The organism is Demequina flava (assembly GCF_000975035.1).
GTDB lineage: Bacteria > Actinomycetota > Actinomycetes > Actinomycetales > Demequinaceae > Demequina > Demequina flava.
Genome location: NZ_BBRA01000001.1, coordinates 974,262 through 997,143 on the forward strand (window position 1 = coordinate 974,262; position 22,882 = coordinate 997,143).

Consider the following 22,882-nt stretch of genomic DNA (forward strand, 5'->3'; position numbering starts at 1 on the left):
CGATGACTCTTGTTGCTGGCATCGATTCGTCGACGCAGAGCTGCAAGGTCGTAGTCCGTGACCTGGCCACCGGTGAGGTGGTCAGGTCCGGGCGCGCCTCGCACCCCGACGGCACGTCCGTTGACCCCTCCGCATGGTGGACCGCGCTCCAAGAGGCGGCCGATGCTGCTGGCGGCTTGAAGGACGTCGGCGCTGTCTCGATCGCGGGCCAACAGCACGGCATGGTTGCATTGGACGCGCACGGTCACGTGGTGCGCGACGCCCTGCTGTGGAACGACACCCGCTCGGCGGATGCGGCATCGGATCTCATCGAGGAATTTGGGGCCGATGCCCTGGTCACCCGGACGGGTTTGGTTCCGGTGGCATCGTTCACCTCGACCAAGCTCCGGTGGCTCCGCGATGCCGAGCCGGAAAATGCGGCACGGGTTGCCGCCGTTGCGTTGCCTCACGACTGGCTGACGTGGCGTCTGCGTGGCTATGGCCCGGCGGAAGAGTCGCCGTTTGGTCCCGACTTTGGGGAACTGACGACCGACCGGTCCGACGCTTCCGGCACCGGCTACTGGGACCCCGCCACGGGCGACTACGACCGCGACCTCCTCGTCGCGGCCCTCGGTCACGACGTGGCGCTCCCACGCGTGCTGGGTCCTGGCGAGGCTGCCGGTCGCGGCATTGCTGGGGTCGCTGCGGAGACGGCCGATGTTGTGGTTGGCCCTGGTGCCGGCGACAACGCGGGTGCCGCACTGGGCCTGGGAGCCGCTGAAGGTGACGTGGTCGTGTCGATTGGCACCTCAGGCACCGTCTTTGGTGTGTCACCCACAGTGGCGCAGGACGCTTCCGGAGCGGTGGCAGGTTTTGCCGACGCTTCGGGACAGTTCCTGCCGCTGGTCGCAACGCTCAATGCTGCTCGCGTGCTGGACTCCTTCACCCGGATTTTGGGCGTGGACCACGAGGAGCTCGGAACGCTCGCGCTTGCGGCTAACCCCGGTGCCGATGGCGCCGTGTTGACGCCGTACTTCGCGGGCGAACGCACTCCGAACCTGCCTGACGCGACAGCCAGCCTCACGGGCCTCACACTCGAGTCGACGACGCGTGAGAACCTCGCGCGTGCCGCCATCGAGGGCATGTTGTGCGGACTGGCCGACGGGCTGGATGCCGTACGCGCACAGGGCCTCACACCCAAGCGCCTGCTGTTGGTCGGCGGCGCTGCTCAGAATGAAGCAGTTCAGCAGATCGCCGCACAGGTGTTCGACGCACCCGTCGAGATCCCGGAGCCCGGCGAGTATGTCGCATTCGGCGCCTCGGTGCAGGCGGCCTGGGCACTGACCGGCGAGCGTCCCGCATGGGAGATCACCGTCACGGCGGCACCCCAGCAAGACACTCGCCCTGTGATCCGCGAGCAGTACGCCAAGGCGCGTCCGATCGGCTAATTGCATCGCCTTGAGCGCCACAATGGAGCAGGGGCCGCCACTTTCGAGAGAAGGTGACGGCCCCTGCTCCATGTCACGAGGGCGTCTTGGGTCTTAGCCCCGTGGCGGCTCGTACAAACTCCGCTCGGCGAACGCCGAGGCGTCGGGCCGCCCGTCGTCTTCGGCGGCGTCTACCTCGTCAACCGCCCCATCGGAGCCCGCACCGTCCGTATCTGCCCCGGGGAGACGCGGCCCCAGCACGTTGATCACGATTGCAGCGCCGACGAGCGCCGCGGCGACGTAGAGCGGGATCTGGACGACCGCGTAGAGCGCAGCGTGGACCGCCGTCACCCATCCGGGAATGCTCCCGAATATCTCGTCGGTCAGCCTCGAGTTGGTGAACGCGTTGAGGAGCGCATTCTGCGCAACGGCAGCAACCACGCTGACAACAACCAGCCCCCCGGCCCACCACAGGCATTTCTTCGCAGCCTGTTCCATCGTTCCTCCCCTATGAGTTGTGGCACGCCACTTCACTGTAAGGGACGTGAACAACAGCGCACTGCGGGAGGGGGAAAACAGAAGGGCCGATGCCGGGGTCACCCGGGCATCGGCCCTTCTGCATTGGTCGGGGTGACAGGATTTGAACCTGCGACCTCGTCGTCCCGAACGACGCGCGCTACCAAGCTGCGCCACACCCCGAAATTCAGCCGTGCCAGGATACCTGATGGCTGGCGTGCGGCCTAACTGGGCCGAGGCATCAACGTCAGCATCGTGGCCTCGGGCCTGCAGGCGAACCTGATGGGCGCATATGGCGACGTTCCCACGCCTGCGGATACGTGCAGCCATGCGCTGTCTTCGCCACCGGGAGCGTCAGGACGAGCTCCGGGCCAGCCGTGCAGACCGGAAGCCCTTGACGTGTCGAGATCGCAATTTGTGACGAGCGCACCCATGCCCGGCACGCAGACCTGTCCGCCGTGGGTGTGGCCGGCGATCAGGACCTCGGCGCCGTCGCCGCGCAGGGCACCGAGCGCGCGCAGGTACGGAGCGTGCGTGACGCCGATGCGCAGGTCGCCACGGTCTTTGTCGGGCGCGGGCATCGCGTCACGTTCGAGGTGCGGGTCGTCCAGCCCCACGAACGACAGCGTCGACCCCATGATCTCGAGCGATCCACGGTCGTTGTTGAGGTTCAGCCAACCAGCGTCCGCCATTCCTGCCGTGAGGGCCTCAATGTCGTGCTCGGCCTCGTCGCCGCGAACCTTCGTCGGCGACGAGAAGTACGTGAACGGATTCTTCGGTCGCGGCGCGTAGTAGTCATTCGAGCCGTGCACAAAGACACCGGGAAACTCGAGCAACGGCTCAAGGGCGTTGAGCACGGTCGGAACCGCGTCAATGTCAGCGAGGTTGTCACCGGTATTGATCACGAGGTCAGGGCGGAAGGATGCGAGCGAACGCACCCAGGCCGCCTTACGACCCTGACCTGGAGTCATGTGCAAGTCGGAAACGTGCAGGACCCGCACGGGCCGCGAGCCCGGCTTCAACACCGGCGCCGAGACCTGGCGAACGGTAAAGGCCTGCGCCTCCGCCAATCCCCATGCCAACGCTCCGGCTGCGACGACGCCCGCCGCTGTGACGACGCGCTTCATCGTTCAGCCTTCCTGTCTATGCAACGTTCGTGGGGCTTAAGCCCATCAGTCATCGTCGTTGCGACCGTTGCCGTTACCATTACCGCCGCCTTCGCCGTCAGGCAAAGGGCACGGCTCGTTGGAGTCTTCGTTCCACCAATCGCTGTCATCGGCACACTGCTCACCATTGTCCTTGTCGTCGTCCTTCTCCTGCTCGACCCAGCCGTTGGGCGGGTTGGAACTGAATTCAGACGGAGGCCAAGTGCTACCCCAGTAGTCGTCGGGCGCCTTGCTCTTGTCCCAACCCTCAGGCCAGTTGGTCCACCAGCCCGGGTACTCGTCAGTCGACAGCTGGATCGTAATGGTCGATCCGGGCGTCATCATGGAGCCAGCTGCGGGCGTCTGCGTCATGACGGTGCCGGCCTCGACGTTAGGCGCAATCACCTTGGAGTCGGAGACCTTCAACAGGAATCCGCCCTCGTTGGACTGCTGGCGCGCCCACCACTCAGTCGATCCGGTGACGGTCGGGACGCGGACGGGAACACCGTTGAGGATCTCGTCGGTGGGCTCGTCGAAGCCCTGAATCGCTTCGCCCTCGAGTGCGCGGCTCATGTAGTTCGACCAGGTCGGTCCTGCGATCGTGGAGCCGTACACGTAGTTGTACCAGCGGTCGTTGATCGTCACGAACTGCTGCTCAACGTCCTCATCGGGGTTGCCCAGCCAGAACACCGAGACCAGCTGCGGCGTGAAGCCCGCGAACCAGGTGTGGGTGTTGTTGTTCGCGGTTCCGGTCTTACCGGCGGAGGGACGGCCCCCGTCGAGCGGGAAGTACCGGCCCGAGCCCTCCGTCATGACGCCCTGCATCGCGTAGGAAACACCGGTAGCGGTCTCCTCGGAGATCGCCTGGCGGCAGTCCTGCTGCGGGACGGCAAGCTCGTTGCCCTCGGCGTCGGTGATCGACTTGATCGCCAGCGGCTCACAGTGCACGCCGTCGTTGGCGAAGGTCTGGTAGACCTCTGCCATCGTCAGCGGCGAGGAGTTCTGCACGCCCAGCACGGAGGACGGCACGAGCTCGAAGTCGGCGCCATCGGCACGCTCAAAGCCCAGGGCCTCGGCGGTGTCACGCACGTCGCACAGGTCCAACTGGCTAGCCATCGCTGCGTACGCGGTGTTGATGGAGTCTGCAGTGGCCTGCATGACTGTCATCTGGCCACGGTTGTCGGAGTCGACGTTGCCGGGCTTCCACTGCTGGTTGACGAGTACGGGGCCTTGGCAGGTCTCAGTCCAGTTCTCACTGGTCCATTCCTGCTGCTGACCAGAGACGTACTGGTTGAGTGAGTGGTCTGTTTCCAGCCACTCCGCGAGAATCACGGTCTTGAAGGTCGATCCTGGTGAGAAGCCCTTGGAGCCGCCCCACTCGCGGTCGACGGCGTAGTTGATCGACGTGGAGTTCTCCGCCTCGGCAGAGGGGTCAAAGACGCGGTTTTGCGCCATCGACACGATCTCACCGGTGGAAGGCTCGAGCGCCACCATCGCCATTGCGAAACCATTGGGGTCATCGGCGGGGAGCGAGGCATACAGTTCCTCGTTCGCGGCGCGCTGCTTATCGATGTCGAGGGTGGTGACGATGTCGAGGCCACCCTTGAGGAGCAGGTCGCGGCCGTTCAGTCCGTCCGAGTTAAAGACCTCGTCCTTAGCGATCACCTTGGTGACGTAGTCGCAGAAGAAGGGAGCGTCCTGCGAGGCTGCGCATGACGACAGCGGGCGCGAGACGTCGAGGGTGTCCGCAACGGGCACGGCCTCGTACTCGTCGAATTCTTCCTGCGTGATCATGTCCTGTTCGAGCATGGTGCCCAGCACGGTGTCGCGGCGGGTTTCCGACGCTTCGTAGTTGTCGGCGCCATCCTCAAACGTGCGCGTGGGGTCCCACTTCGAGGGGTTCTGGGTAATACCAGCGATCGTCGCGGCCTCGACAGCGTTGAGTTCCTTCGCCGGCTTCGAGAAGTAGTACTGGGCTGCGGCCTCGACGCCATAGATGTTGGGGCCGAACTGCGCGATGTTGAGGTACTGCGCGAGGATCTCTTCCTTCGCGCAGTCGACCTCCGGCGCGGCGGTGCACTCGTTGCCCAATGAGGCGGTGAGGTTCTCTTCGAGCCCGAGCGCCAGGCGCCACTCGCGAATCTTTCGCGAAAGCGACACCTCGGTAGCGGCTTCGGCCGCGTCATCGTCGTCCGCGTTCTCCGCGGCGGTGCGCAAGGTGTTCTTCACCAGTTGCTGGGTGAGGGTCGAAGCACCGGGAGAGGAGTCGGTCGTGAGGTTGGTCCGCACTGCGGAAACCAGGCCCTCGCCGTCAACCCCGTTGTGCTCCCAGAAGCGCTTGTCCTCAACCGCCACGATCGCCATCTGCATCCACGGCGAGATCTCCTCAAGCGGGACCACAATGCGGTTCTGGTCGTAGAACGTCGCGAGCAGGGTGGTGCCGTCGGAAGCGTAGATGTTGGACTGCTGAGGCAGGCTGACGTCCTGAAGTTCCGTCGGCAACTCTTCGAAGAGCTCTGCCGTGCCGGAAGCTGCGGAACTCGCGACCGTCGCTGCAGGCAGCGCGATACCAGCGAGCAAGAAGCCGCCGATGACCGAGAACGCGACGAACATCATCAGCGCGGTCACCAACTGCGTTACGGTCACGCGACCGTCTCGGCGCGCGTGATCAGACGTGAAAAAACCCATGAACCTACCTTACGTTGCCCGTGTAACGCTCCACAGCCCCCAAACGTTTCCCACTGGTGCGCGATACGCTCGTCACATGACGACCTGGGAATACGCGACTGTGCCGCTGATCGACCACGTGACCAAGCAGATCCTCGACCAATGGGGCGAGGACGGGTGGGAGCTCGTCCAGGTGATCTCAGGCCCCACGGGAGGCCTGGTGGCCTATCTTAAGCGACCCAAGGCATGAGCGCATCGGCCCGTCTTGAGGCCCTAGGGCTCACCCTGCCGGAGGTCGCTACGCCCGTCGGCACTTACGTGCCCGCAAAGGCGCATGGCGACCTCGTATACACGTCGGGTCAGTTACCGCTCGTCGATGGCGAACTGCTCGCGGTCGGAGTTGTGGGTCAGCGCTCGGGCGACGTGAGCCCTGAGCGAGCGCTCGAGTGCGCGCGCGCCTGCATCCTCAACGCTTTGGCCGCCGTCGCGAATGCATCTGGTGGTCTCGACTCGATCGTCTCCATCGTGAAGATCACGGGCTTTGTCGCCTCGGCACCGGGATTCACTGCTCAGCCCGCGGTCATCAACGGCGCGAGCGGAGTCCTCGCGGATGTGTTCGGTGAGTCGGGACGCCACGCGCGCTCCGCCGTGGGCGTCGCGTCACTTCCGTTGGGTGCACCCGTAGAGATTGAACTGATCGCACAGGTACGCACGCTGGCATAGGGCCGATGCTCGGCGCGGCAACGATCGTTGCCGCGCCTTTGGAGCAGGTCTAGCGGGCGCGGGCTCGCAGGCGATCGGGCTCGTAGACATCGACGGCACCAATGTGGACGTCGATCCAGCCACGGCTGGCGAAGTCTGCGAGAGCCTTGTTCACGGTTTCACGTGAAGCGCCCACGAGTTGAGCCAGCTCCTCCTGCGTCAGCCCGTGACGCACCGTCACGTGGCCACGCTCCATGCGTCCAAAGCGCTTGCCCAGGTCCAGAATCGCGTTCGCGACGCGCCCTGGGACGTCTGAGAAGACAAGGTCAGCCATCGCGTTCGACAACCGACGGATGCGCTGAGCCAAAGCCCTGTTGAGGTGGTGGCCCATCTCCAGGTGGTTCTCGAGCCAGTGATCGAGCCCGTCCTTGGGCAGCTCGTACAGCACCGAGTCCTCGACTGTGTGAGCGCGCGCAACAGTGGGGCCGGGGTCGAAGACCGTGAGCTCGCCGAGCATGTCGCCCACGCCAAGAAGGCCGAGCAAGTTTTCGCGGCCATCGCGGGCGGTGCGGGCCATCTTGACCTTGCCCTTGACGATGACGTACATCGTCGCGCCCTCTTCGTTCTCGTTGAAGATGATGGTGCCGCGCGGCATCTCACGCCGCGTCATCTCGCTGATCAGCGCCATCGCACTGGCAGGATCCATCGTGGCCATGAGCGGAGAGGACCGCAGCAGTTGCTCCTCGCGAGTCATCTCAACCATCGTGGCCGCTCCGTGCGTCCATGCGATGCTGCTCACCGAGAGCCTTCACCATCTGTGCTGTCACCGTCTCCACATTCCTCGCCACTCGCGTCTCGTACGACTCTAGCCGGGAGTCGAGCGCAGCGAGGGTCTCGACACTGCTCGGCGTGGCAGATGGCGGCTCAGGCCACACCGCATCGGACAACTCCCCAGAAGTCGGGGCGTCGGCTGCCAACGCTTCCCAAGCATCGGCCAGACCCAATCGATCAAGTTCCTCAGCATCGGTCAATTGCGCAACCTCGAGGCCCCGGCGCGCCTGCACCAGGCTCCTCCACCAGCGCACGCGCGCCAACTCGCGCCGCATCTCCTTGCGGCTGTGGCGTAGCTGCGCAACGACAGCATCGGGCGTGGCCAACAATCACCTCCGGGCGGGACTGGTGGAGCACAACGCTCCAACACAGGCGTTATCGGCCGATGCTGGGCGCCCCTTGAGCGGTCACCTAGGGTATGTGGATGGCTTCCCGCACCCCGCTGACTGTTGCGACAACAGACATGGAGGCGCCGCCGGTGGCGCTGACCCGCCGCGCACGGGCCATTAACCGCGCGCTCGCCGAGGTCTACCCCGATGCGCACTGCGAATTGGACTACGAGACGCCGTTCCAGCTCCTGGTTGCCACGGTGCTCAGCGCGCAGTGCACCGACGTGCGGGTGAACCAAGTCACGCCGGGCTTGTTCTCGGTGTATCCGGATGCGCCGTCCATGGCCGCAGCCGATCGCGACCGGCTCGAAGCGCTCATCAAGTCCACCGGGTTCTATCGCTCCAAGGCCGAGTCGCTGCTGGGGCTGTCGGGGGATCTCGTCGAGAAGTACAACGGTGAGGTGCCGGGGCGTTTGAAGGATCTCGTGACGCTGCGCGGCGTGGGACGCAAGACCGCGAACGTGGTGCTTGGCAACGCCTTCGATGTGCCCGGGATCACGGTGGATACGCACATGGGCCGGCTTGCGCGCCGGCTGGGGCTCACGGTCAACGAGGACCCCGTCGTTGTGGAACGCGAGCTGATGGCGCTCATTGAGCGTCGCGAGTGGACGCTGTTGTCGCACCGCGTGATCTTCCATGGGCGCAGGCGCTGCAAGGCACGCAAGCCCGAATGTGGCGCGTGCGAGATCGCGGCACTGTGCCCCAGCGCTCCGGGCGCCAAGGTTCGCGCCTAGCGCGCTTCGCGTGCACTTTCGCGCCCACGCCGGGCCTTCTCCCGCCGTCTGTGGGCCCTAGTAGGACATGAGGGCCACTCGAAGCGATACGAGTGGCCCTCATGTCCTACTAGGACGCACCGGAGGGGACCCCGAACGGGCGCCTAGGAGTCGGAGCCGCCCTTGGAGCCCTCAGCGTCCGTGGATTCGCCTGGGGCTTCACCGTGCTCTTCGCGGTGCAGCTCCTCAACGTCGATCACTTCTGCCTTGCGGCCGTGCTTGTTGGCGAGCTGGCGTGCATGCTCTTCCTTGATCGGAGTCGAGCGCTTCGCATACAGATTGCGGTAGTAGCGGTCACGCCAGACCAGGATGAGCACACCAATCAGTGCGGACGCGAGCGACGCGAACAGCACGGACATCTTTACTTCCTCGACCCGCTCGCCGCTGAATGCGAGCTCTCCGATCAGGAGCGACACGGTGAAGCCAATACCGGCAAGAGAGCCCATGCCGAGCACGTCCCACCACGACAGGCCTCGGTCGAGTTTGGCCTTCGTGAACGTTGCGACAAGGAAGGTCGCCAGGAAGATACCGAGCGGTTTACCAATCACCAGACCAGCGGCCACACCCTGTGCAACCGGGTCACTCACAGCGACGGAGATGGTCTCGGAGTTGATCGTGACACCCGCAGCGAACAGCGCGAACACCGGCACGGCGACACCGGCGGAGATGGGACGCCACATGTGCTCCCAGTGCTCGGCCATGCTGTGCTTCTCACCCTTGCGAGCAATCGCGGGCACCATGAGACCCAGCGCCACACCGGCAATCGTGGCGTGCACACCGGAGGCGTGCATCATCGCCCAGGCCACCACACCGAGCGGGATCATGATCCACCAGTGCGTAATGCCCTTACGAGCCAGGAAGCCGAACAGCAGGATTACGGCCGCGGAGGCCAGCAGCCACAGGAAGCTCACGTCATCGGTGAAGAACACGGCGATGATCATGATCGCCAGGAGGTCGTCCACGACTGCGAGGGTCAGCAGGAATGCACGCAGCGCGGCAGGGAGCCAACGGCCCACCACGGCGAGCACTGCGATTGCGAAGGCGATGTCGGTGGCGGTCGGAACTGCCCATCCGTCCATCGAGCCGCCGTCCTGCAGGTTCACCACGACGTACAGCGCCGCAGGCACCACCATGCCGCCAACAGCGGCGACGATCGGCACAACGGCCGTCGACGGCTTGCGGAGCTCTCCGGCGACAATTTCGCGCTTGAGTTCAAGTCCGATGACAAAGAAGAAGATCGCCAGCAGGCCGTCCTTGGCCCACGTGTCCACAGAGAGGTGGAGATGCGCCCACTCTGGACCGAACTGGAAGTCCTTGATATCCGTATAGGAGTCCGCCCACGCGGAGTTGGCCCACACGAGCGCGATCACGGTACCGATCAGCAGCAGGATTCCGCCGGCGCGCTCGGTGCGGAGGATGTCCGCGAGGTTGCGCTCGGTTGACGGTGTGAGTCGCGAGAAAAGTCGCGTGGGGCTGTTGCCGGCCATGGAGAACTGGTCCGTTCGCTCGGGGTGCGGGTGAACGGGGTCCAGACTACCTAGACGTGCGGTTGGGTGACGACTCTTTCTTGTCCGTCTTCGCCGCGGGCTTGGGCGGCGGTGGATCAAAGCGGTAGCCAACGTTGCGCACGGTGCCGATGAGCTGCTCGTGCTCAGCACCCAACTTTGCGCGCAGGCGTCGCACGTGCACGTCCACCGTGCGCGTGCCGCCGTAGTAATCGAAGCCCCACACTTCCTGGAGCAGCTGATCGCGCGTGTAAACGCGGCCAGGGTGCTGCATCAGGTACTTCAGGAGCTCGAACTCCTTGTAGGTGAGGTCGAGGGGGACACCCTTGAGGCGTGCGGTGTAGCCGCCCACGTCAACAGTGAGGTCGCCCTGAGAGAACTCGACTGCCTTCTCAAGCGGATCTTCCTGATTGGCCCGGCCCATCAGCAGCCGGATGCGCGCCTCAACCTCTGCGGGCACGGCATCTGACAAGACCACGTCATCGGCGCCCCAGTCGGCGTTCACGATCGACAGTCCGCCCTCACGCAGCACCAGCAACATCGGTGCGGTGACACCCGTCACCTGAACCAACTTGCAGTCGGAGCGAGCTTGGGCGAGATCGTGCCGGCCGTCCACGATCAAGACGTCAGCATCGAAGGCGTCAAGCATCGCGGTGGGGTCCGGCGGAAGCGCTCTCACGCGGTGCGCCAGCAATCCGAGCGCGGGCAGGACATCATCCGCCCCATCCGGGGATGGGGTCAGCACCAGTAGGTCTGCCATCACGTGCCCTCCGTCTTGGGGCTTACTGTAGCGGCAGGAACTCTGCGACACTAAACCCCATGAATCCCACGACACGTGCGTCGATCACCGCTGTCGCCGCCGCTGTCGTGGCTGGCGCAGGTGTCGCAGGCACCCGTTGGCTAGCCCTCGGAGTCGCCGTCATCATGGCTTTCATGGCCGTGGGTTGGCCCCGACTTCTCCGTGTCGCACACCCCAAGGTCAGTACCGGCGTGATCGCGCTCGGTTCGCTGATCTCCCTGGCAGCCGTCGCGCTCGGCCGTAATGAGCCCTTCCTGCGCTACATGGCGGTGGCCCTTGCCGCCATCACCATCGCGGCGCTTCTGACGGAGGTCTTCTACCCCAGCCCCCGCGGGCGCGCCGTCACCGCGATTAGCGCCACGGCGGCAGGCGGAGCGATCGCTGCGACCGGCGCCGCCTGGGTAGCCGTGAACCGCACGGCGGGCGCGGAGGACCTGGTCGTGGCAGCCGCAGCATCGCTGGCCGTCGCAGCCGTGGCATCGGTCCTGACCCGTAGCGGCAACGTCAACGGCATCCTTGCGCTCATCGCGGGCCTCATCACGGGATCCGCGCTCGGTTTCCTGTTCACCTCGATGCCTTGGTACGCGGGGGCACTCGTCGGCGTCGTCGCCGGCGGCGCGGTCGTCGTGATGAACGAACTATCGCGCCGTGAACCGCGCCCCATCGACGCATGGGCGGGAATAGCCTCGGGCGTCACCCCTGTTCTGGCTTCAGGAGTACTCGTCTATGTGGGCGGCGTCCTCCTCGTCGGATAGGTAGGACTCATCATGACCCTCAACATTGCGCTCGTCATCGGGCTGCTCGCTGCCGCGAGCGCCGGATACTGGTGGTGGCAGCGCCGCCAGGGCCGGGTTCAGCACGTCGCGAGGGCCGATGCTGTAACAAGCGAGCAGCTCGACGCCCAGCGGGGCTACTACGCCACTTTCGTACAGTTCTCGACTCCGATGTGCTCGAAGTGCCCTGGTACCGCGCGCCTGCTCACCACGATCGCGGGAGAGCAACCGCACGTCGCACATGTCGAGATTGATGCGTCCGTGCGGCTCGACCTTGCGCGTCGCTTCGACATCATGCGCACTCCGACCACACTCGTCCTGGACGGCGACGGGCTCGTTGTCGCTCGCATGGACGGCGCCCCCACCCCCGACCAGGCGCGCGAAGCGCTCGCCGAGGTGCACTCAGCCGGCACCGAATACACGATCTGACCGAAGGACCCACCATGACTGAGACAACTCCAGCCCCGCAGGACCACCAGGTTGACCCGCGCGGCGTGCGCTTCGGTGCATCGATCACGCTGGTGCTGGCGCTCGTCACCGTGCTCGCGGGTGACTCCACAGTCGGCCTGGCCGCAATGGCGATCCTCGTGATCCTGTTTGCGCCGGGCGCTTTCATTGGTCCCCAGGCAACCGCGCAGGCGTGGCTCTTTAAGCACCTGGTCCGCCCCCGCATCGGCCCTCCTTTAGAGACCGAGTCCTTCCGCCCGCCCCGCTTCGCCCAGCAGATGGGACTGGCGATGTCCGCGCTCGCATTGGTGCTCGGACTGCTCGGGGTCACGGTCGGGTTCTTCATCTTCGCCGCGATGGTCCTTGTCGCATCGTTCCTGAACGCGGTCTTCGACTTCTGCTTGGGCTGCGAGATCTACCTCGCGGTGCGCAAGGCGACCACGCGCGCTGCGTAACCCCGCCGCCTGACTACTCACGGCATCGGCCGTAGTAGCATCGGACGCTATGACTGCATTGGAAGCCGTCTTCACGGTCCTCGCCGTTCTCGCCTTTGGTGGCGCCGCCTGGACAACAGGTGTCGTCGGATGGCGCCTACTGAAGAGCCCCCAGCGTTGACTTTCGTCATCCCTGACGACATGTCCCCGGAGGTCTATCCTCTGGCGTGGCTCGTCGGTCACTGGCAGGGCCACGGAGAGATCGACTACCCAGGAATCCCTAAGGCGGAGATCCTGCAAGACGTCGAGTTCGACCACGACGGTGGCCCCTATCTGACCTACTCCTGCACCACGTGGTTGCGCGCCGAAGGCGACGAGGCTGGCCAGGTGTGGAGCGTCGAATCTGGATTTTGGCGCGTCGCACCGCAGGCACCCGAGGGCGTCACGCTTGAGGACTTCCAGCACCCGCTGGAGATCGTCCTGACAGAGGCCTCCGGAGTGCTCACCTGTTACATGGGCGCGGTCGGGAACGGTCGCATCGACATGGCAACGCGCTTCGCCGCCGCCACGGAGTCTGGCCCCGAAGTTCGCGGTGCAACCCGTATGTATGGGCATGTCGAGGGCGAGCTGATGTGGGCATGGGATCTCGCCGCATTCGGCCAGGAACTGCAGTCCTACATGAGCGCGCGACTCACCCGCGTCGAGGACTAACCCTCCCGGCACTTACCCTGGGTGGAATCTCTTCTCACCTGGAGGCGTTCACCCGCTATGACTTCACCATTGCTCACCCGTCACGGCGCCGTCGAGGCGTCCGGTCCCGATGCTGGCGTTGCCTGGCATTACGGCGATCCCACGGCGGAGCAACGCGCCCTCGAGGGCGGCCGCGCGGTCGTTGACCAGTCGCACCTCGGCATCGTGACCGTCTCTGGTCCCGACCGGTTGTCGTGGCTGGACTCGCTTACGACGCAGCAGGTCGGGTCTCTCACGCCCGGCGAATCGACGGAACTGATGATCCTGTCGCCGCAGGGTCGCATCGAGCACGTGGCGGGGATCGTGGACGACGGCGAGACCGCCTGGTTGATTTCCGAGACCGCCCCCGCGCTTGCCACCTTCCTTGACCGCATGAAGTTCATGCTCCGCGTCGAGGTGGCCGACGTCACCGAGTCCTGGGCCGCGCTCGGAGAGGCCGTCGCCTCCCCGGCAGCCGAGGGCGAACCCGTCACATGGGTCGACCCATGGCCGAACGTCAGCACCGGTGGCACCACCTACGCAGCGGACCCCTCAACCTCGCACCCGGGGTCGCAGCGCGCGTGGCGCCTCGTCTTGGTCCCGCGCGACACTCTCGAGTCCGAGGTCGACGAGCGCCTCGCGGCCGGATGGTCGCTCGCGGGCACGTGGGCATCGGAGGCAGAGCGCGTCGCGGCCTATCGCCCCCGCGCCGCCGCGGAGGTCGACGAGACCACCCTCCCCCACGAACTGGACTGGCTCCGCACCAGCGTGCACCTGCACAAGGGCTGCTACCGCGGTCAGGAAACGGTCGCGAAGGTTCACAACGTGGGCCGTCCGCCCCGCCGGCTCACGCTGCTGCACCTCGACGGCTCCGCTCACGTGGTGCCCGATGCCGGTGCGCCCGTGACCCAGGGCGAGGACGAGAAGGTCGTAGGCCGCGTCACCTCCGTCGCGCGCCACCACGAGTACGGGCCCATCGCGCTTGCTGTGCTGAAGCGCTCCGTGGACCCGTCTTCCGTCTTGACCGTGCCGTCCGACGGCGGGCAGCTTTCCGCGAATCAGGAACTGATCGTGAACGCCGACGGCTTCTCCGCCGACCGCCCCGACAAGCCCGGTCCCACGATGCGTGGACTCATGATGGGCAAGGGTTGCGGCGCTGACGGCGGCGACGTCCCGGCCTAGCCTCTCCCCTCCCTCCGCGCCACTCCCCGCACCTCCCCACCCCTCCCGGACATTGGGACATAGGGGCCCGTGTGAACGCTCAGGCGGGCACTCGTGTCCCATCGTCGCGGGGCCGATGGCGCGCCTGCCCGACTATTGACGCCCTCCCGCGTTACCGTGGGCTCTGTGGAACTCACAGTGACGCAGCTGCGAAAAGACCTGACCAAGGCGCTCGACGCCGTGAAGGCGGGCGACGAGGTGATTGTCACCGAGCGTGGCACCGCCATCGCGCGCCTCGGAGGAGTGGAATCGACGTCGCTCCTGGCCCAGCTCGAGGCCGACGGCGTCCTCACGCCGCCCGCACAATCACGCGCAGTTCCGCGCCTGCCTGAAGCCGAGGCGGCCAAGGACGCGCTGTCCAGCCTGCTCGGCCGGCTGCGGAGGTAACCGGTGGCGCTGGTCTATTTCGACACATCCGCCCTGGTGAAGTTGTGCGTTCTCGAGACGGGCTCACCGTTGGCGGTGGCGCTATGGCGCCGGGCCGATGCCGTGGTCACCTCCCGCATTGCCGACTCCGAGGTGCGTTCCGTGTTGGGAGCGGCCGAGCGCATCGGCCGTCTTGACGCGGCCCCCGCTGGCCAAGCTCGTGACCGTTGGAACGAGTTGTGGCCTTCGCTTTCCAAGGTCGAAGTCACCCCTGCCGTGGCCGACCTCTCCGGCGACCTCACGGACCGCCGTCCGCTACGCGCTGGGGATGCCATCCACCTCGCGAGCGCCATGCAACTGACTGACGCAGACATGGTCTTCGCTGCGTGGGATTCACGTCTCGCAGCTGCCGCGACTGCGGAGGGCCTTACGGTCGTTCCCCCTACACTGGCCTGAGTTCTTCAGCACTCGACCGCTAGGGAAGTCATGTTCGGCACCTTGCAGAATCTCATCGTGTTCGCCCTGTCGACCGCAGCCTTCATTGGCGCAATCTGGGGCCTCATCGACGCCTCGCGCCGCGCCGACTCCGCGTTTCAAGCCGCGGGCAAGCAGTCCAAGATGATCTGGCTGATCATCCTGGGCGCCGCCACCATCGTGTCGTTCCTCGCGCTGCCGTGGCCCCTAGGCACGGGCGGTGGCATCGGTGGAATCCTCGGCATCGCGGCGGTTGTGGCCGTGATGGTCTACTTCGTGGACGTGCGCCCCAAGGTCTCGCAGTTTGGCGGTCCGCCCTCGCGCGGCCGCAACCAGTCCTCCGGCGGCTGGTAGGGCCGATGCGCGCCGTACTTCAGCGTGCCAAGCGCGCCTCGGTCACGGTTGCGGGTGAGGTAACGGCCTCGTTTGACCGGCAGGGGATTGTGGCGCTCGTGGGCGCGACTCACGAGGACGGTCCCGAGCAGGTCGCCACGATTGCGCGCAAGATCGCGGAGCTGCGCATCCTGGACGACGAGAAGTCGGCCAGTGATGTCGACGCCCCCGTGATCGTGGTGTCCCAGTTCACGCTCTACGCGGATGTGAAGAAGGGCCGGCGGCCATCGTGGAACGGTGCAGCCCCTGGCGATGTCGCGGAGCCGCTCGTCGAGGCCGTCGTTGCGGCGCTTCGCGAGCGTGGCCTGACCGTTGGCACCGGCGTCTTCGGCGCGATGATGGATGTCGAGCTCGTCAACGATGGGCCCATGACAATTCTGGTCGAGGCCTAGCGCCGCGCACACGCGACAAAGCCGGGTGACGCCCCTCAGTCGCCACCCGGCCCGCTTCATTCGCCGCCGGTATTACTCAGTGGGCAGCGAGAAGAATGCGTCGTCACCGAACAGACCCGGCGTGACGCGCAGGAGGCCATCAACGCTGTCCGGCACGAGGTAGCCAATCTTGCCGGACTCGGTGCCGTCCTCGTACAGCTCCGCAAAGTTGTCGAAGTCTGGCTCAAGCCCGGATGCCATCGAGTCATACGCGCCAATGACCGTGCCATCGGCGGTCACGTAGTCGAAGCTCAGCTCCAAGGTGTTGCCGGTGTCCGCGCCGGTGTAGGTCGCGTCGACAGCGACGGTGATCCACTGAGTGCCGTCGGCGGCCTCGTCATTGAACTGGTTCGCGGCGGCGACCTCGTCGTTGGCATTGCCGTTGAAGTCCGTGAAGGCAATAGTCCAGTTGTCGTTCTGGACGGCGTCAGTGAAGGCGTGCGGGTTGTCCCGAGTACCGGCCTCGGCGACGTCTTCAGCCTCCGCGGCTTCGTCTTCTGCGGCCTCAGAGTCAGCAGCGGCGTCCGCGCCATCAGCGTCATCGGTGGCTTCTTCATCAGCGGCCTCAGAGTCAGCAGCGGCGTCCGCGCCATCAGCGTCATCGGTGGCTTCTTCATCAGCGGCCTCGTCCTCGGTCACGACGGTGGTGTCGCCGCCGCCGGCCTCGTCAAAGGCGTCGGACACGGCGCCCGCTGCGACGGCCATGAAGACGAAGACACCGACGATGGTGCCGACGATCGAGAGGATGAGAGCAGTGATGCCCATGCCCTTCTTTTGGCCGCTGCGCGTCAGGGCGACGACCGCGAGCACAAACGCCGTGGGCAGCAGGATCCATCCCATGATGAGCGCGCCGGGAATGCAGGCGAAGATGAAGCCGACGATCGCCGTGATCAGCGCGATCAGGCCGATGGTGTTCCTCTGCGCTGCGTCCTTGCTCGCGTCGGCGGGGGGCTGCGGAGCGCCAGCAGGGGGCGCGGGGGGTGTGGGGTTCTGAGTCATGATGTCCTCGTCCTTGATTGCACGACATCACGTGATGCCGCGTCCCCATCTCCGGGGCACTCTCACTGTCGCGAAACCAAGGTCACCGCCGCATCGGCCCTTTGGACACAGGCGGGTGTCCGATCGGACACAAGGTCTGGCCGATCGGCGGAGGACCACGTCACACCTGCCGCCTACAGTGACTGCTATGACCTCCGCTCCCACTGCACCCGCGCATCGGCCCTCCGCCGCGTTGCGCCTGTGGGACGTGGGGCTATACGTCATTGGATTCTTCGTCACCACGATCGCGGTGATGAACGTGCCCGCATCGTGGAACGGCGACGAGGCCACGGATACCGCCGCGCTCCTGTGGATCATCGGGCTCATCGCATGGGTGTCGGTCTTCTTCCGTCGCTCTCATCCGCTGATCGCCGTGATTGCAGGCGCTGTCTTGGCGCTTCTCGGTGCGGAGTACCTGCTCTTCTTGATCGGCGTTCACCACGTCATGGTCGCCGCGACGCCGCGACGGCGGATGGCGTGGGGTGCGGGCGCAGCCGGAGTCGTCGCGCTGTTTTGGGTGCGCGAGGCCCTGACCGTGTGGGGCGACCAAGCCGCATTGGAGACAGACGGCGGAAGCACCGGAGACGTGGTGTTGACGGGCGTCATAGCGCTAGGCAGTTTGGGTGCCTTGTATGCGCTCACTGCCGTTGTGGTCGGGCGTCGGACTACCGAGCAGCAACGGAAGAGGGCCGATGCCGAACACACCTTGGCAACAGAGCTTGGGGATGAGCTCGCTCGCCAGAGCGAACGCAGTGACCTCGCCCGCGAGATTCACGACGGCCTCACCAACAGACTGGCTCTCGTGTCGATGATGAGTGCCAATGTGGAGCGAGCAATCGCTCAGGGCGACCCACGCGCAGCCGAGCTCAATCGCGAACTGCAAGCGCAAGTGCGCAATGCGTTGACGGACGTGCGTGCCCTGGTTCAAGACCTGCGCACGGAGCCCGCCGCGCCCCCAGCACCGCGGATGTCCATGCGGTCAGTGGGCGAAATCATCAGCGCCACGCGAACTGCGGGCACGCCTGTCGATGCGATCGTGATTCTCGATGGCGCAGCCGATGCTCCCGACGTGCTCGACGCGACCGTCTATCGACTTGTCCAGGAGACGCTCACCAACGCCGTGAAGCACGCCCCCGGGCATGCCGTATCGCTCTACCTCGAAGCTGGCCCCACGACAGGTGTTCGCCTACGCGTCGCGAACCCGGTTTCACCTCGGGCCGATGCTTCGGCCGCCAAGGGCGCCGGTGCCGGCCTGGTGGGCATAAGGGAACGCGCCGCCGCGCTTCAGGGCACGGTGTGGGCTGGCGAACATGGGGGCGAATTCATCGTGGACGTGACCTTGCCGTGGCTGACCCACGGCGAACCTCAGGCAGCGGACGTGTCAGCGCCAGACCCTAACCTGGGCTCATGACCGAGACCTCCCCGACCACGCGCGTCCTCATTGTCGATGACGACCCCATGGTGCGCCAGCAAGTGCGGTTCATTCTGGACACCTGCCCGGGCGTCAGTGTCACTGGCGAGGCGGCAGACGGCGCAGCCGCCGTGGAGGCAGTGCGGACATCGCGTCCCGACATCGCGCTCATGGACGTCAGCATGCCGGGCATGACTGGAATCGAAGCCACTACTGCCATCGGGACGGTGAACGCTTCTACCCGCGTGATCGCGCTGACCGCCTTGGGACACGATGACGTCCTCATGGACATGCTGCGGGCCGGTGCCGCCGGTTTTGTGCCCAAGGAGTACGCCGTCGAGGACCTCGAGGCAGCCATTCGCCACGTTGCGCGCGGTGACAGCTACGTGTCGCCGCACTGTCAGCCTCTTCTTATCGCGCAACTCACCCAGGGGCGCGAAGTGTCCCGGCATGAAGAAGCTCAGGGTTTGCTCGAGCGCCTGAGCGAGCGCGAGCGAGAAGTCGCCGCTCACGTGGCTACCGGCGCCAAGACCGCCGATATCGCTGCAGCGATGTACGTGTCCGAGTCAACAGTGAAGAGCCAACTCGACTCCATTCGGACCAAGCTCGGCGTGGGTAGCCGCGAGGAGATTGCTGTCCTCGTGGAACGAGCGCGCTAGCGCGGGGTGCGCACCAATAGCTCCCCGACTTCACAGTCCAACGCGTCGCAGATGGCCGCGAGTGTCGAATAGCGGATCGCCTTGGCACGGTCGTTCTTGAGGACCGACAGGTTCACCACGGACACTCCCACCGCCTCGCTGAGCGCAGTGAGAGTCATACCTCGAGCCTCGAGCAACTCGTCGAGCTGGCAGTGAATGCCCGTATCCTCGGTGGGCTCAGCGGGACTCATACCAAGCCCTCGGTGTCACGCTGCAGTTTCTCGCCGATCTGAAATGCAGCGGCGAAGGCCCCGATCACGATGAAGACAAACAGCGGCAGGAGAGTCGTCTCGTAGATAACCGAGTTCTCGTAGGTGTAGTCACTCACCGCTGAGATGGCCCCGTTAGTCGTCATGTTTGTCAGCATGGCTCCGATGAACCATGCCACGAGCAGGACTCCAGTGCCGAAATAGATGAGACGCGACGTCCCGCGCTGGAATGCTCGTCCGCGGGCGAGTCGCAAGAACAGCATCACGGCGAATGCAGCACCTGTGAGGACCGTGAGGGCGTCCCAAATGGGCTCGGCATACAGCGCGAAGAGTGTGGCCGGCGCCGGATCGCCTACAACGACAGTCGCCGTATCGACGGTCACGCCCACCTCGGCACCGTCGGGCCCCAGAGGCAGCGTTGCCACCTCGTCGGTCAATGGCACCGTGACGGGCACGTTTGTCCCATCGCCCACCTCGATGAGGCGATCGACCGTGGGTGCGATTGCGAGGATCGCCCCCACGGCGACAACCACGATGGACAGGTACATGCCGAAGCGATCGGCCCGGTCGAGTTGAGGTGTGGCTTTCACGACGCGCTCCTTATCGTTTATCGTTATTATCGACAAACGATAAGCCCGCGTCGGCGTCCGCGCAAGCCAGCATCGGCCCTCATCACGCTCACGGCGTAGTGTTCATGCCCCTAGCGAACACGGCAATATCCGACCCCTCCCCCTGGTTAGCCTGGACAGCAGATACCAGTCCGGTGTGGCGACCCCGCGCATCGGCTGGCTGGTCTTAGGAGGCAGAAATGTTCGAACGGTTCACTGATCGGGCCCGGCGGGTTGTGGTGCTCGCGCAAGAAGAAGCGCGCATGCTCAACCACAACTACATCGGTACCGAGCACATCCTGCTGGGTCTTGTCCGCGAGGGCGAGGGAGTTGCCGCCAAGGCACTTGAGTCGATGGACATCTCCCTCAACGCCGTGCGTGAGCAGGTCCAGGAGATCATCGGCGAGGGCTCACACGCCCCGTCTGGCCACATCCCCTTCACGCCGCGCGCGAAGAAGGTGCTGGAGCTGTCGCTGCGCGAGGCTCTGCAGTTGGGCCACAACTACATCGGCACCGAGCACATCCTGCTGGGCCTCATCCGCGAGGGTGAAGGCGTCGCAGCCAAGGTTCTCGACAAGTTGGGCGCGGACCTCGGTTCGGTGCGCCAGCAGGTCATCCAGCTGCTGAGCGGCTACGAAGGCAAGGAGCCGGCCACCGCTGGCGCCGGTCCCGCCGAGGGCACGCCCGCTGGCTCGACCGTCCTGGACCAGTTCGGCCGTAACTACACGCAAGCAGCTCGCGAGGGCAAGCTTGACCCCGTCGTGGGCCGCGAGATGATTCAGGAACGCGTCATGCAGGTCCTGAGCCGCCGTACCAAGAACAACCCTGTCCTCATCGGTGAGCCCGGCGTCGGTAAGACTGCCGTGGTCGAGGGACTGGCCCAGGCGATCGTGCGCGGCGACGTGCCCGAGACCCTGAAGGACAAGCACCTCTACACCTTGGACCTCGGTTCGCTCGTGGCCGGTTCGCGCTACCGCGGTGACTTCGAGGAGCGCCTCAAGAAGGTCCTCAAGGAGATCCGCACTCGCGGTGACATCATCCTGTTCATCGATGAGATCCACACTCTCGTGGGTGCCGGTGCGGCCGAGGGCGCGATTGACGCGGCCTCGATCCTGAAGCCGATGCTCGCTCGTGGTGAGCTGCAGACCATTGGTGCCACCACGCTCGACGAGTACCGCAAGCACGTCGAGAAGGACCCCGCACTGGAGCGTCGCTTCCAGCCCATCCAGGTTCCTGAGCCCGAGTTGTCGCACGCGATCGAGATCCTCAAGGGTCTGCGCGACCGCTACGAGGCCTTCCACCGCGTCACAATCACGGACGAGGCCATCGTGGCCGCCGCCCAGATGGCCGACCGCTACATCTCCGACCGCTTCCTGCCGGACAAGGCGATTGACCTGATCGATGAGGCCGGTGCGCGACTGCGCATTCGCCGCATGACCAGCCCGCCTGAGCTGCGTGACCTCGACGAGAAGATCGCCGAGGTTCGCCGCGAGAAGGAATCTGCCATCGACGAGCAGCAGTTCGAGAAGGCCGCAAACCTCCGCGACGTGGAGCGCCGCCTGTCGGAAGAGCGCACGGAGAAGGAAGAGGCCTGGAAGTCCGGCGACCTCGACGTGGCCGCCGTTGTCGATGAGGAACTGATCGCTGAGGTGCTCGCGATGTCGACCGGCGTGCCGGTGACCCGCGTGTCCTCCGACGAGTCCTCGCGACTGCTGTCCATGGAGTCCGAGCTGCACAAGCGCGTCATCGGTCAGGAGCAGGCCATTAAGGTTCTCGCTCAGTCGATCCGCCGCACCCGTGCCGGCCTGAAGGACCCGAAGCGTCCTGGTGGTTCGTTCATCTTCGCCGGTCCCACCGGTGTCGGTAAGACCGAGCTCGCCAAGACCCTTGCCGAGTTCCTCTTCGGCGACGAGGACGCACTGATCTCGCTCGACATGTCCGAATACGGCGAGAAGCACACCGTTGCTCGCCTGTTCGGTGCCCCTCCCGGCTACGTCGGCTTCGAAGAGGGCGGCCAGCTCACCGAGAAGGTGCGCCGCAAGCCGTTCTCCGTTGTGCTGTTCGATGAGGTCGAGAAGGCCCACCCGGACATCTTCAACTCGCTGCTCCAGATCCTGGAAGACGGCAAGCTGACGGACTCGCAGGGCCGCGAGGTGAACTTCAAGAACACCATCGTGATCATGACGACCAACCTCGGTGCCGACACGATCTCGCGTCGTCAGGCGACTGGCTTCTCGGTGCAGTCCGAGACCGGCCACACCTACGACGAGATGACCAAGTTGGTGAACGGAAAGCTGAAGGAGCACTTCAAGCCTGAGTTCCTTAACCGTGTCGACAACGTCGTGGTCTTCCCGCAGCTCACGCAGGACGAGATCGTCGAGATCGTCGACCTGATGGTTGCCCGCCTCGACGAGCGCATGCGCGACAAGGACATGGCCATCGAGCTCACCGACGCGGCCAAGAAGCTGCTTGCGGAGAAGGGTTACGACCCGGTCCTGGGTGCACGACCACTGCGCCGTGCCCTGCAGCGTGAGATCGAGGACCCGCTGTCGGAGAAGATCCTCTTTGGCGAGGTCACCTCGGGCCAGCTGGTCCAGGTTGACGCCGAGGGCGAAGGAATCCTGGGCGAGTTCACGTTCACCGGCATCGACCGCGAGGACCTCCTGAGCGACGCCGACATCCCGGCCGAAGAGCGCGAAGTGCGCGTCGGTGGCCGTGAGGACGAGGCTGCGACCGATGAGGCTCCCGCTTCTGAGGACGACAAGAAGTCAGGCGAGTAACTCCGCCTAGCAACGTAAAAGGCCCGGTTCCCCTCAGTGGGAACCGGGCCTTTTACGTTGTCACCGCGGCGACAGTGAACCGTCAATGGGACATAGGTGCTCGCGTGAACGCTCACCCGTGCACTGGTGTCCCAGGG

Annotated in this window: 26 protein-coding genes and 1 tRNA gene; 16 read left to right on the top strand and 11 right to left on the bottom strand. The window is 65.3% G+C overall.

Annotated features, from left to right (window positions below; genetic code table 11):
* Positions 1-2: 2 nt before the first annotated feature.
* A complete protein-coding gene (gene xylB / locus AOP74_RS04605) occupies positions 3-1,427 on the top strand; it encodes a xylulokinase (RefSeq protein WP_061961172.1) in 1,425 nt (474 codons plus the stop codon).
* Between the two features lie 93 nt (positions 1,428-1,520).
* On the opposite strand, the gene AOP74_RS04610 is transcribed toward xylB, so the two are convergent.
* The 4 genes from AOP74_RS04610 to AOP74_RS04625 form a co-directional block, all read right to left on the bottom strand.
* Positions 1,521-1,904, bottom strand: coding sequence for a hypothetical protein (locus AOP74_RS04610; protein ID WP_061961173.1), 384 nt, complete (start codon positions 1,902-1,904; stop codon positions 1,521-1,523).
* Positions 1,905-2,028: 124 nt separating this feature from the next.
* Positions 2,029-2,105: transfer RNA gene (locus AOP74_RS04615), tRNA-Pro, on the bottom strand.
* Positions 2,106-2,146: 41 nt separating this feature from the next.
* Positions 2,147-3,049, bottom strand: a complete 903-nt coding sequence (locus AOP74_RS04620; RefSeq protein WP_061961174.1) for a metallophosphoesterase — start codon at positions 3,047-3,049, stop codon at positions 2,147-2,149.
* A gap of 45 nt (positions 3,050-3,094) precedes the next feature.
* Positions 3,095-5,713 carry a transglycosylase domain-containing protein gene (locus AOP74_RS04625; protein ID WP_160297453.1) on the bottom strand — a complete coding sequence of 873 codons (2,619 nt, stop codon included), beginning with the start codon at positions 5,711-5,713 and terminating at the stop codon, positions 3,095-3,097.
* Between the two features lie 118 nt (positions 5,714-5,831).
* On the opposite strand from AOP74_RS04625, the gene sp36 reads away from it, so the two are divergent.
* Both sp36 and AOP74_RS04630 read left to right on the top strand, forming a co-directional pair.
* Entirely contained in the window at positions 5,832-5,984 is a 153-nt protein-coding gene (sp36, locus tag AOP74_RS12130) for a Sp36 family protein (protein ID WP_152649166.1), read from the top strand.
* On the top strand, positions 5,981-6,457 hold the full coding sequence (locus AOP74_RS04630; RefSeq protein WP_061961176.1) for a RidA family protein: 477 nt from the start codon (positions 5,981-5,983) through the stop codon (positions 6,455-6,457). Before sp36 ends, AOP74_RS04630 begins: the two co-directional genes overlap by 4 nt.
* Before the next feature lie 49 nt (positions 6,458-6,506).
* Here the strand turns inward: AOP74_RS04630 and AOP74_RS04635 are convergent, their stop codons facing one another.
* Both AOP74_RS04635 and AOP74_RS04640 read right to left on the bottom strand, forming a co-directional pair.
* Positions 6,507-7,235 carry a Crp/Fnr family transcriptional regulator gene (locus AOP74_RS04635; RefSeq protein ID WP_236683717.1) on the bottom strand — a complete coding sequence of 243 codons (729 nt, stop codon included), beginning with the start codon at positions 7,233-7,235 and terminating at the stop codon, positions 6,507-6,509.
* The gene (locus tag AOP74_RS04640; protein ID WP_152649167.1) at positions 7,192-7,593 is read right to left on the bottom strand and encodes a hypothetical protein; all 402 of its coding nucleotides are present in this window, start codon (positions 7,591-7,593) and stop codon (positions 7,192-7,194) included. The genes AOP74_RS04635 and AOP74_RS04640 overlap by 44 nt, the downstream gene beginning before the upstream one ends.
* Before the next feature lie 98 nt (positions 7,594-7,691).
* Here AOP74_RS04640 and nth point away from each other — a divergent pair, with 98 nt between their 5' ends.
* Positions 7,692-8,390, top strand: a complete 699-nt coding sequence (nth, locus tag AOP74_RS04645; protein WP_061961903.1) for an endonuclease III — start codon at positions 7,692-7,694, stop codon at positions 8,388-8,390.
* 143 nt (positions 8,391-8,533) lie between these two features.
* Here nth and nhaA read toward each other — a convergent pair whose 3' ends face one another.
* Positions 8,534-9,916: a Na+/H+ antiporter NhaA gene (gene nhaA / locus AOP74_RS04650; protein ID WP_082095990.1), complete on the bottom strand. Its 1,383-nt coding sequence runs from the start codon at positions 9,914-9,916 to the stop codon at positions 8,534-8,536.
* A gap of 46 nt (positions 9,917-9,962) precedes the next feature.
* Positions 9,963-10,694 (bottom strand): winged helix-turn-helix transcriptional regulator, encoded by a 732-nt coding sequence (locus tag AOP74_RS04655; RefSeq protein ID WP_061961178.1) that lies wholly within the window; start codon positions 10,692-10,694, stop codon positions 9,963-9,965.
* A gap of 59 nt (positions 10,695-10,753) precedes the next feature.
* Between AOP74_RS04655 and AOP74_RS04660 the strand changes: the two genes are divergently transcribed.
* The 9 genes from AOP74_RS04660 to dtd all read left to right on the top strand — a co-directional run bounded on the left by AOP74_RS04660 (position 10,754) and on the right by dtd (position 15,962).
* Entirely contained in the window at positions 10,754-11,488 is a 735-nt protein-coding gene (locus AOP74_RS04660; RefSeq protein WP_061961179.1) for a hypothetical protein, read from the top strand.
* Between the two features lie 12 nt (positions 11,489-11,500).
* Positions 11,501-11,935, top strand: a complete 435-nt coding sequence (locus AOP74_RS12035) for a thioredoxin family protein (protein WP_082095991.1) — start codon at positions 11,501-11,503, stop codon at positions 11,933-11,935.
* Positions 11,936-11,949: 14 nt separating this feature from the next.
* Positions 11,950-12,408: a DUF4395 domain-containing protein gene (locus AOP74_RS04670; protein WP_061961180.1), complete on the top strand. Its 459-nt coding sequence runs from the start codon at positions 11,950-11,952 to the stop codon at positions 12,406-12,408.
* 129 nt (positions 12,409-12,537) lie between these two features.
* A complete protein-coding gene (locus tag AOP74_RS04675; RefSeq protein WP_236683718.1) occupies positions 12,538-13,098 on the top strand; it encodes a heme-binding beta-barrel domain-containing protein in 561 nt (186 codons plus the stop codon).
* Positions 13,099-13,155: 57 nt separating this feature from the next.
* Positions 13,156-14,298, top strand: a complete 1,143-nt coding sequence (gene ygfZ / locus AOP74_RS04680) for a CAF17-like 4Fe-4S cluster assembly/insertion protein YgfZ (RefSeq protein ID WP_061961181.1) — start codon at positions 13,156-13,158, stop codon at positions 14,296-14,298.
* 165 nt (positions 14,299-14,463) lie between these two features.
* Positions 14,464-14,724, top strand: a complete 261-nt coding sequence (locus AOP74_RS04685) for a type II toxin-antitoxin system Phd/YefM family antitoxin (protein WP_061961182.1) — start codon at positions 14,464-14,466, stop codon at positions 14,722-14,724.
* Positions 14,725-14,727: 3 nt separating this feature from the next.
* Positions 14,728-15,159 carry a type II toxin-antitoxin system VapC family toxin gene (locus AOP74_RS04690; protein ID WP_061961183.1) on the top strand — a complete coding sequence of 144 codons (432 nt, stop codon included), beginning with the start codon at positions 14,728-14,730 and terminating at the stop codon, positions 15,157-15,159.
* Between the two features lie 30 nt (positions 15,160-15,189).
* The gene (locus AOP74_RS04695; RefSeq protein WP_061961184.1) at positions 15,190-15,531 is read left to right on the top strand and encodes a DUF2516 family protein; all 342 of its coding nucleotides are present in this window, start codon (positions 15,190-15,192) and stop codon (positions 15,529-15,531) included.
* A 5-nt stretch (positions 15,532-15,536) separates the two neighbouring features.
* Positions 15,537-15,962, top strand: a complete 426-nt coding sequence (gene dtd / locus AOP74_RS04700) for a D-aminoacyl-tRNA deacylase (RefSeq protein WP_061961185.1) — start codon at positions 15,537-15,539, stop codon at positions 15,960-15,962.
* Positions 15,963-16,034: 72 nt separating this feature from the next.
* On the opposite strand, the gene AOP74_RS04705 is transcribed toward dtd, so the two are convergent.
* Positions 16,035-17,000 (bottom strand): DUF4190 domain-containing protein, encoded by a 966-nt coding sequence (locus AOP74_RS04705; RefSeq protein WP_061961186.1) that lies wholly within the window; start codon positions 16,998-17,000, stop codon positions 16,035-16,037.
* 187 nt (positions 17,001-17,187) lie between these two features.
* On the opposite strand from AOP74_RS04705, the gene AOP74_RS04710 reads away from it, so the two are divergent.
* Complete coding sequence (locus AOP74_RS04710) at positions 17,188-18,450, top strand: sensor histidine kinase (protein ID WP_061961187.1); 1,263 nt, start codon at positions 17,188-17,190, stop codon at positions 18,448-18,450.
* A complete protein-coding gene (locus AOP74_RS04715; RefSeq protein ID WP_061961188.1) occupies positions 18,447-19,109 on the top strand; it encodes a response regulator in 663 nt (220 codons plus the stop codon). Before AOP74_RS04710 ends, AOP74_RS04715 begins: the two co-directional genes overlap by 4 nt.
* Here AOP74_RS04715 and AOP74_RS04720 read toward each other — a convergent pair.
* Together AOP74_RS04720 and AOP74_RS04725 are read right to left on the bottom strand one after the other, a co-directional pair.
* On the bottom strand, positions 19,106-19,339 hold the full coding sequence (locus tag AOP74_RS04720) for a helix-turn-helix domain-containing protein (RefSeq protein WP_061961189.1): 234 nt from the start codon (positions 19,337-19,339) through the stop codon (positions 19,106-19,108). The genes AOP74_RS04715 and AOP74_RS04720 overlap by 4 nt on opposite strands.
* Positions 19,336-19,947 carry a hypothetical protein gene (locus tag AOP74_RS04725; protein WP_061961190.1) on the bottom strand — a complete coding sequence of 204 codons (612 nt, stop codon included), beginning with the start codon at positions 19,945-19,947 and terminating at the stop codon, positions 19,336-19,338. The genes AOP74_RS04720 and AOP74_RS04725 overlap by 4 nt, the downstream gene beginning before the upstream one ends.
* Before the next feature lie 218 nt (positions 19,948-20,165).
* On the opposite strand from AOP74_RS04725, the gene AOP74_RS04730 reads away from it, so the two are divergent.
* Positions 20,166-22,745 (top strand): ATP-dependent Clp protease ATP-binding subunit, encoded by a 2,580-nt coding sequence (locus tag AOP74_RS04730; RefSeq protein WP_061961191.1) that lies wholly within the window; start codon positions 20,166-20,168, stop codon positions 22,743-22,745.
* Positions 22,746-22,882: the final 137 nt, after the last annotated feature.

Bases quoted from the DNA above. Each gene is read 5' to 3' on its own strand.
- AOP74_RS04720 (WP_061961189.1), bottom strand. From the start codon at position 19,339: ATGAGTCCCGCTGAGCCCACCGAGGATACGGGCATTCACTGCCAGCTC.
- AOP74_RS04715 (WP_061961188.1), top strand. From the start codon at position 18,447: ATGACCGAGACCTCCCCGACCACGCGCGTCCTCATTGTCGATGACGAC.
- nhaA (WP_082095990.1), bottom strand. From the start codon at position 9,916: ATGGCCGGCAACAGCCCCACGCGACTTTTCTCGCGACTCACACCGTCA.
- AOP74_RS04710 (WP_061961187.1), top strand. From the start codon at position 17,188: ATGACCTCCGCTCCCACTGCACCCGCGCATCGGCCCTCCGCCGCGTTG.
- sp36 (WP_152649166.1), top strand. From the start codon at position 5,832: ATGACGACCTGGGAATACGCGACTGTGCCGCTGATCGACCACGTGACC.
- AOP74_RS04695 (WP_061961184.1), top strand. From the start codon at position 15,190: ATGTTCGGCACCTTGCAGAATCTCATCGTGTTCGCCCTGTCGACCGCA.
- AOP74_RS04675 (WP_236683718.1), top strand. From the start codon at position 12,538: ATGGCGCCTACTGAAGAGCCCCCAGCGTTGACTTTCGTCATCCCTGAC.
- AOP74_RS12035 (WP_082095991.1), top strand. From the start codon at position 11,501: ATGACCCTCAACATTGCGCTCGTCATCGGGCTGCTCGCTGCCGCGAGC.
- xylB (WP_061961172.1), top strand. From the start codon at position 3: ATGACTCTTGTTGCTGGCATCGATTCGTCGACGCAGAGCTGCAAGGTC.
- AOP74_RS04620 (WP_061961174.1), bottom strand. From the start codon at position 3,049: ATGAAGCGCGTCGTCACAGCGGCGGGCGTCGTCGCAGCCGGAGCGTTG.
- AOP74_RS04610 (WP_061961173.1), bottom strand. From the start codon at position 1,904: ATGGAACAGGCTGCGAAGAAATGCCTGTGGTGGGCCGGGGGGCTGGTT.
- AOP74_RS04630 (WP_061961176.1), top strand. From the start codon at position 5,981: ATGAGCGCATCGGCCCGTCTTGAGGCCCTAGGGCTCACCCTGCCGGAG.
- ygfZ (WP_061961181.1), top strand. From the start codon at position 13,156: ATGACTTCACCATTGCTCACCCGTCACGGCGCCGTCGAGGCGTCCGGT.
- AOP74_RS04705 (WP_061961186.1), bottom strand. From the start codon at position 17,000: ATGACTCAGAACCCCACACCCCCCGCGCCCCCTGCTGGCGCTCCGCAG.
- dtd (WP_061961185.1), top strand. From the start codon at position 15,537: ATGCGCGCCGTACTTCAGCGTGCCAAGCGCGCCTCGGTCACGGTTGCG.
- AOP74_RS04660 (WP_061961179.1), top strand. From the start codon at position 10,754: ATGAATCCCACGACACGTGCGTCGATCACCGCTGTCGCCGCCGCTGTC.
- AOP74_RS04730 (WP_061961191.1), top strand. From the start codon at position 20,166: ATGTTCGAACGGTTCACTGATCGGGCCCGGCGGGTTGTGGTGCTCGCG.
- nth (WP_061961903.1), top strand. From the start codon at position 7,692: ATGGCTTCCCGCACCCCGCTGACTGTTGCGACAACAGACATGGAGGCG.
- AOP74_RS04670 (WP_061961180.1), top strand. From the start codon at position 11,950: ATGACTGAGACAACTCCAGCCCCGCAGGACCACCAGGTTGACCCGCGC.
- AOP74_RS04655 (WP_061961178.1), bottom strand. From the start codon at position 10,694: ATGGCAGACCTACTGGTGCTGACCCCATCCCCGGATGGGGCGGATGAT.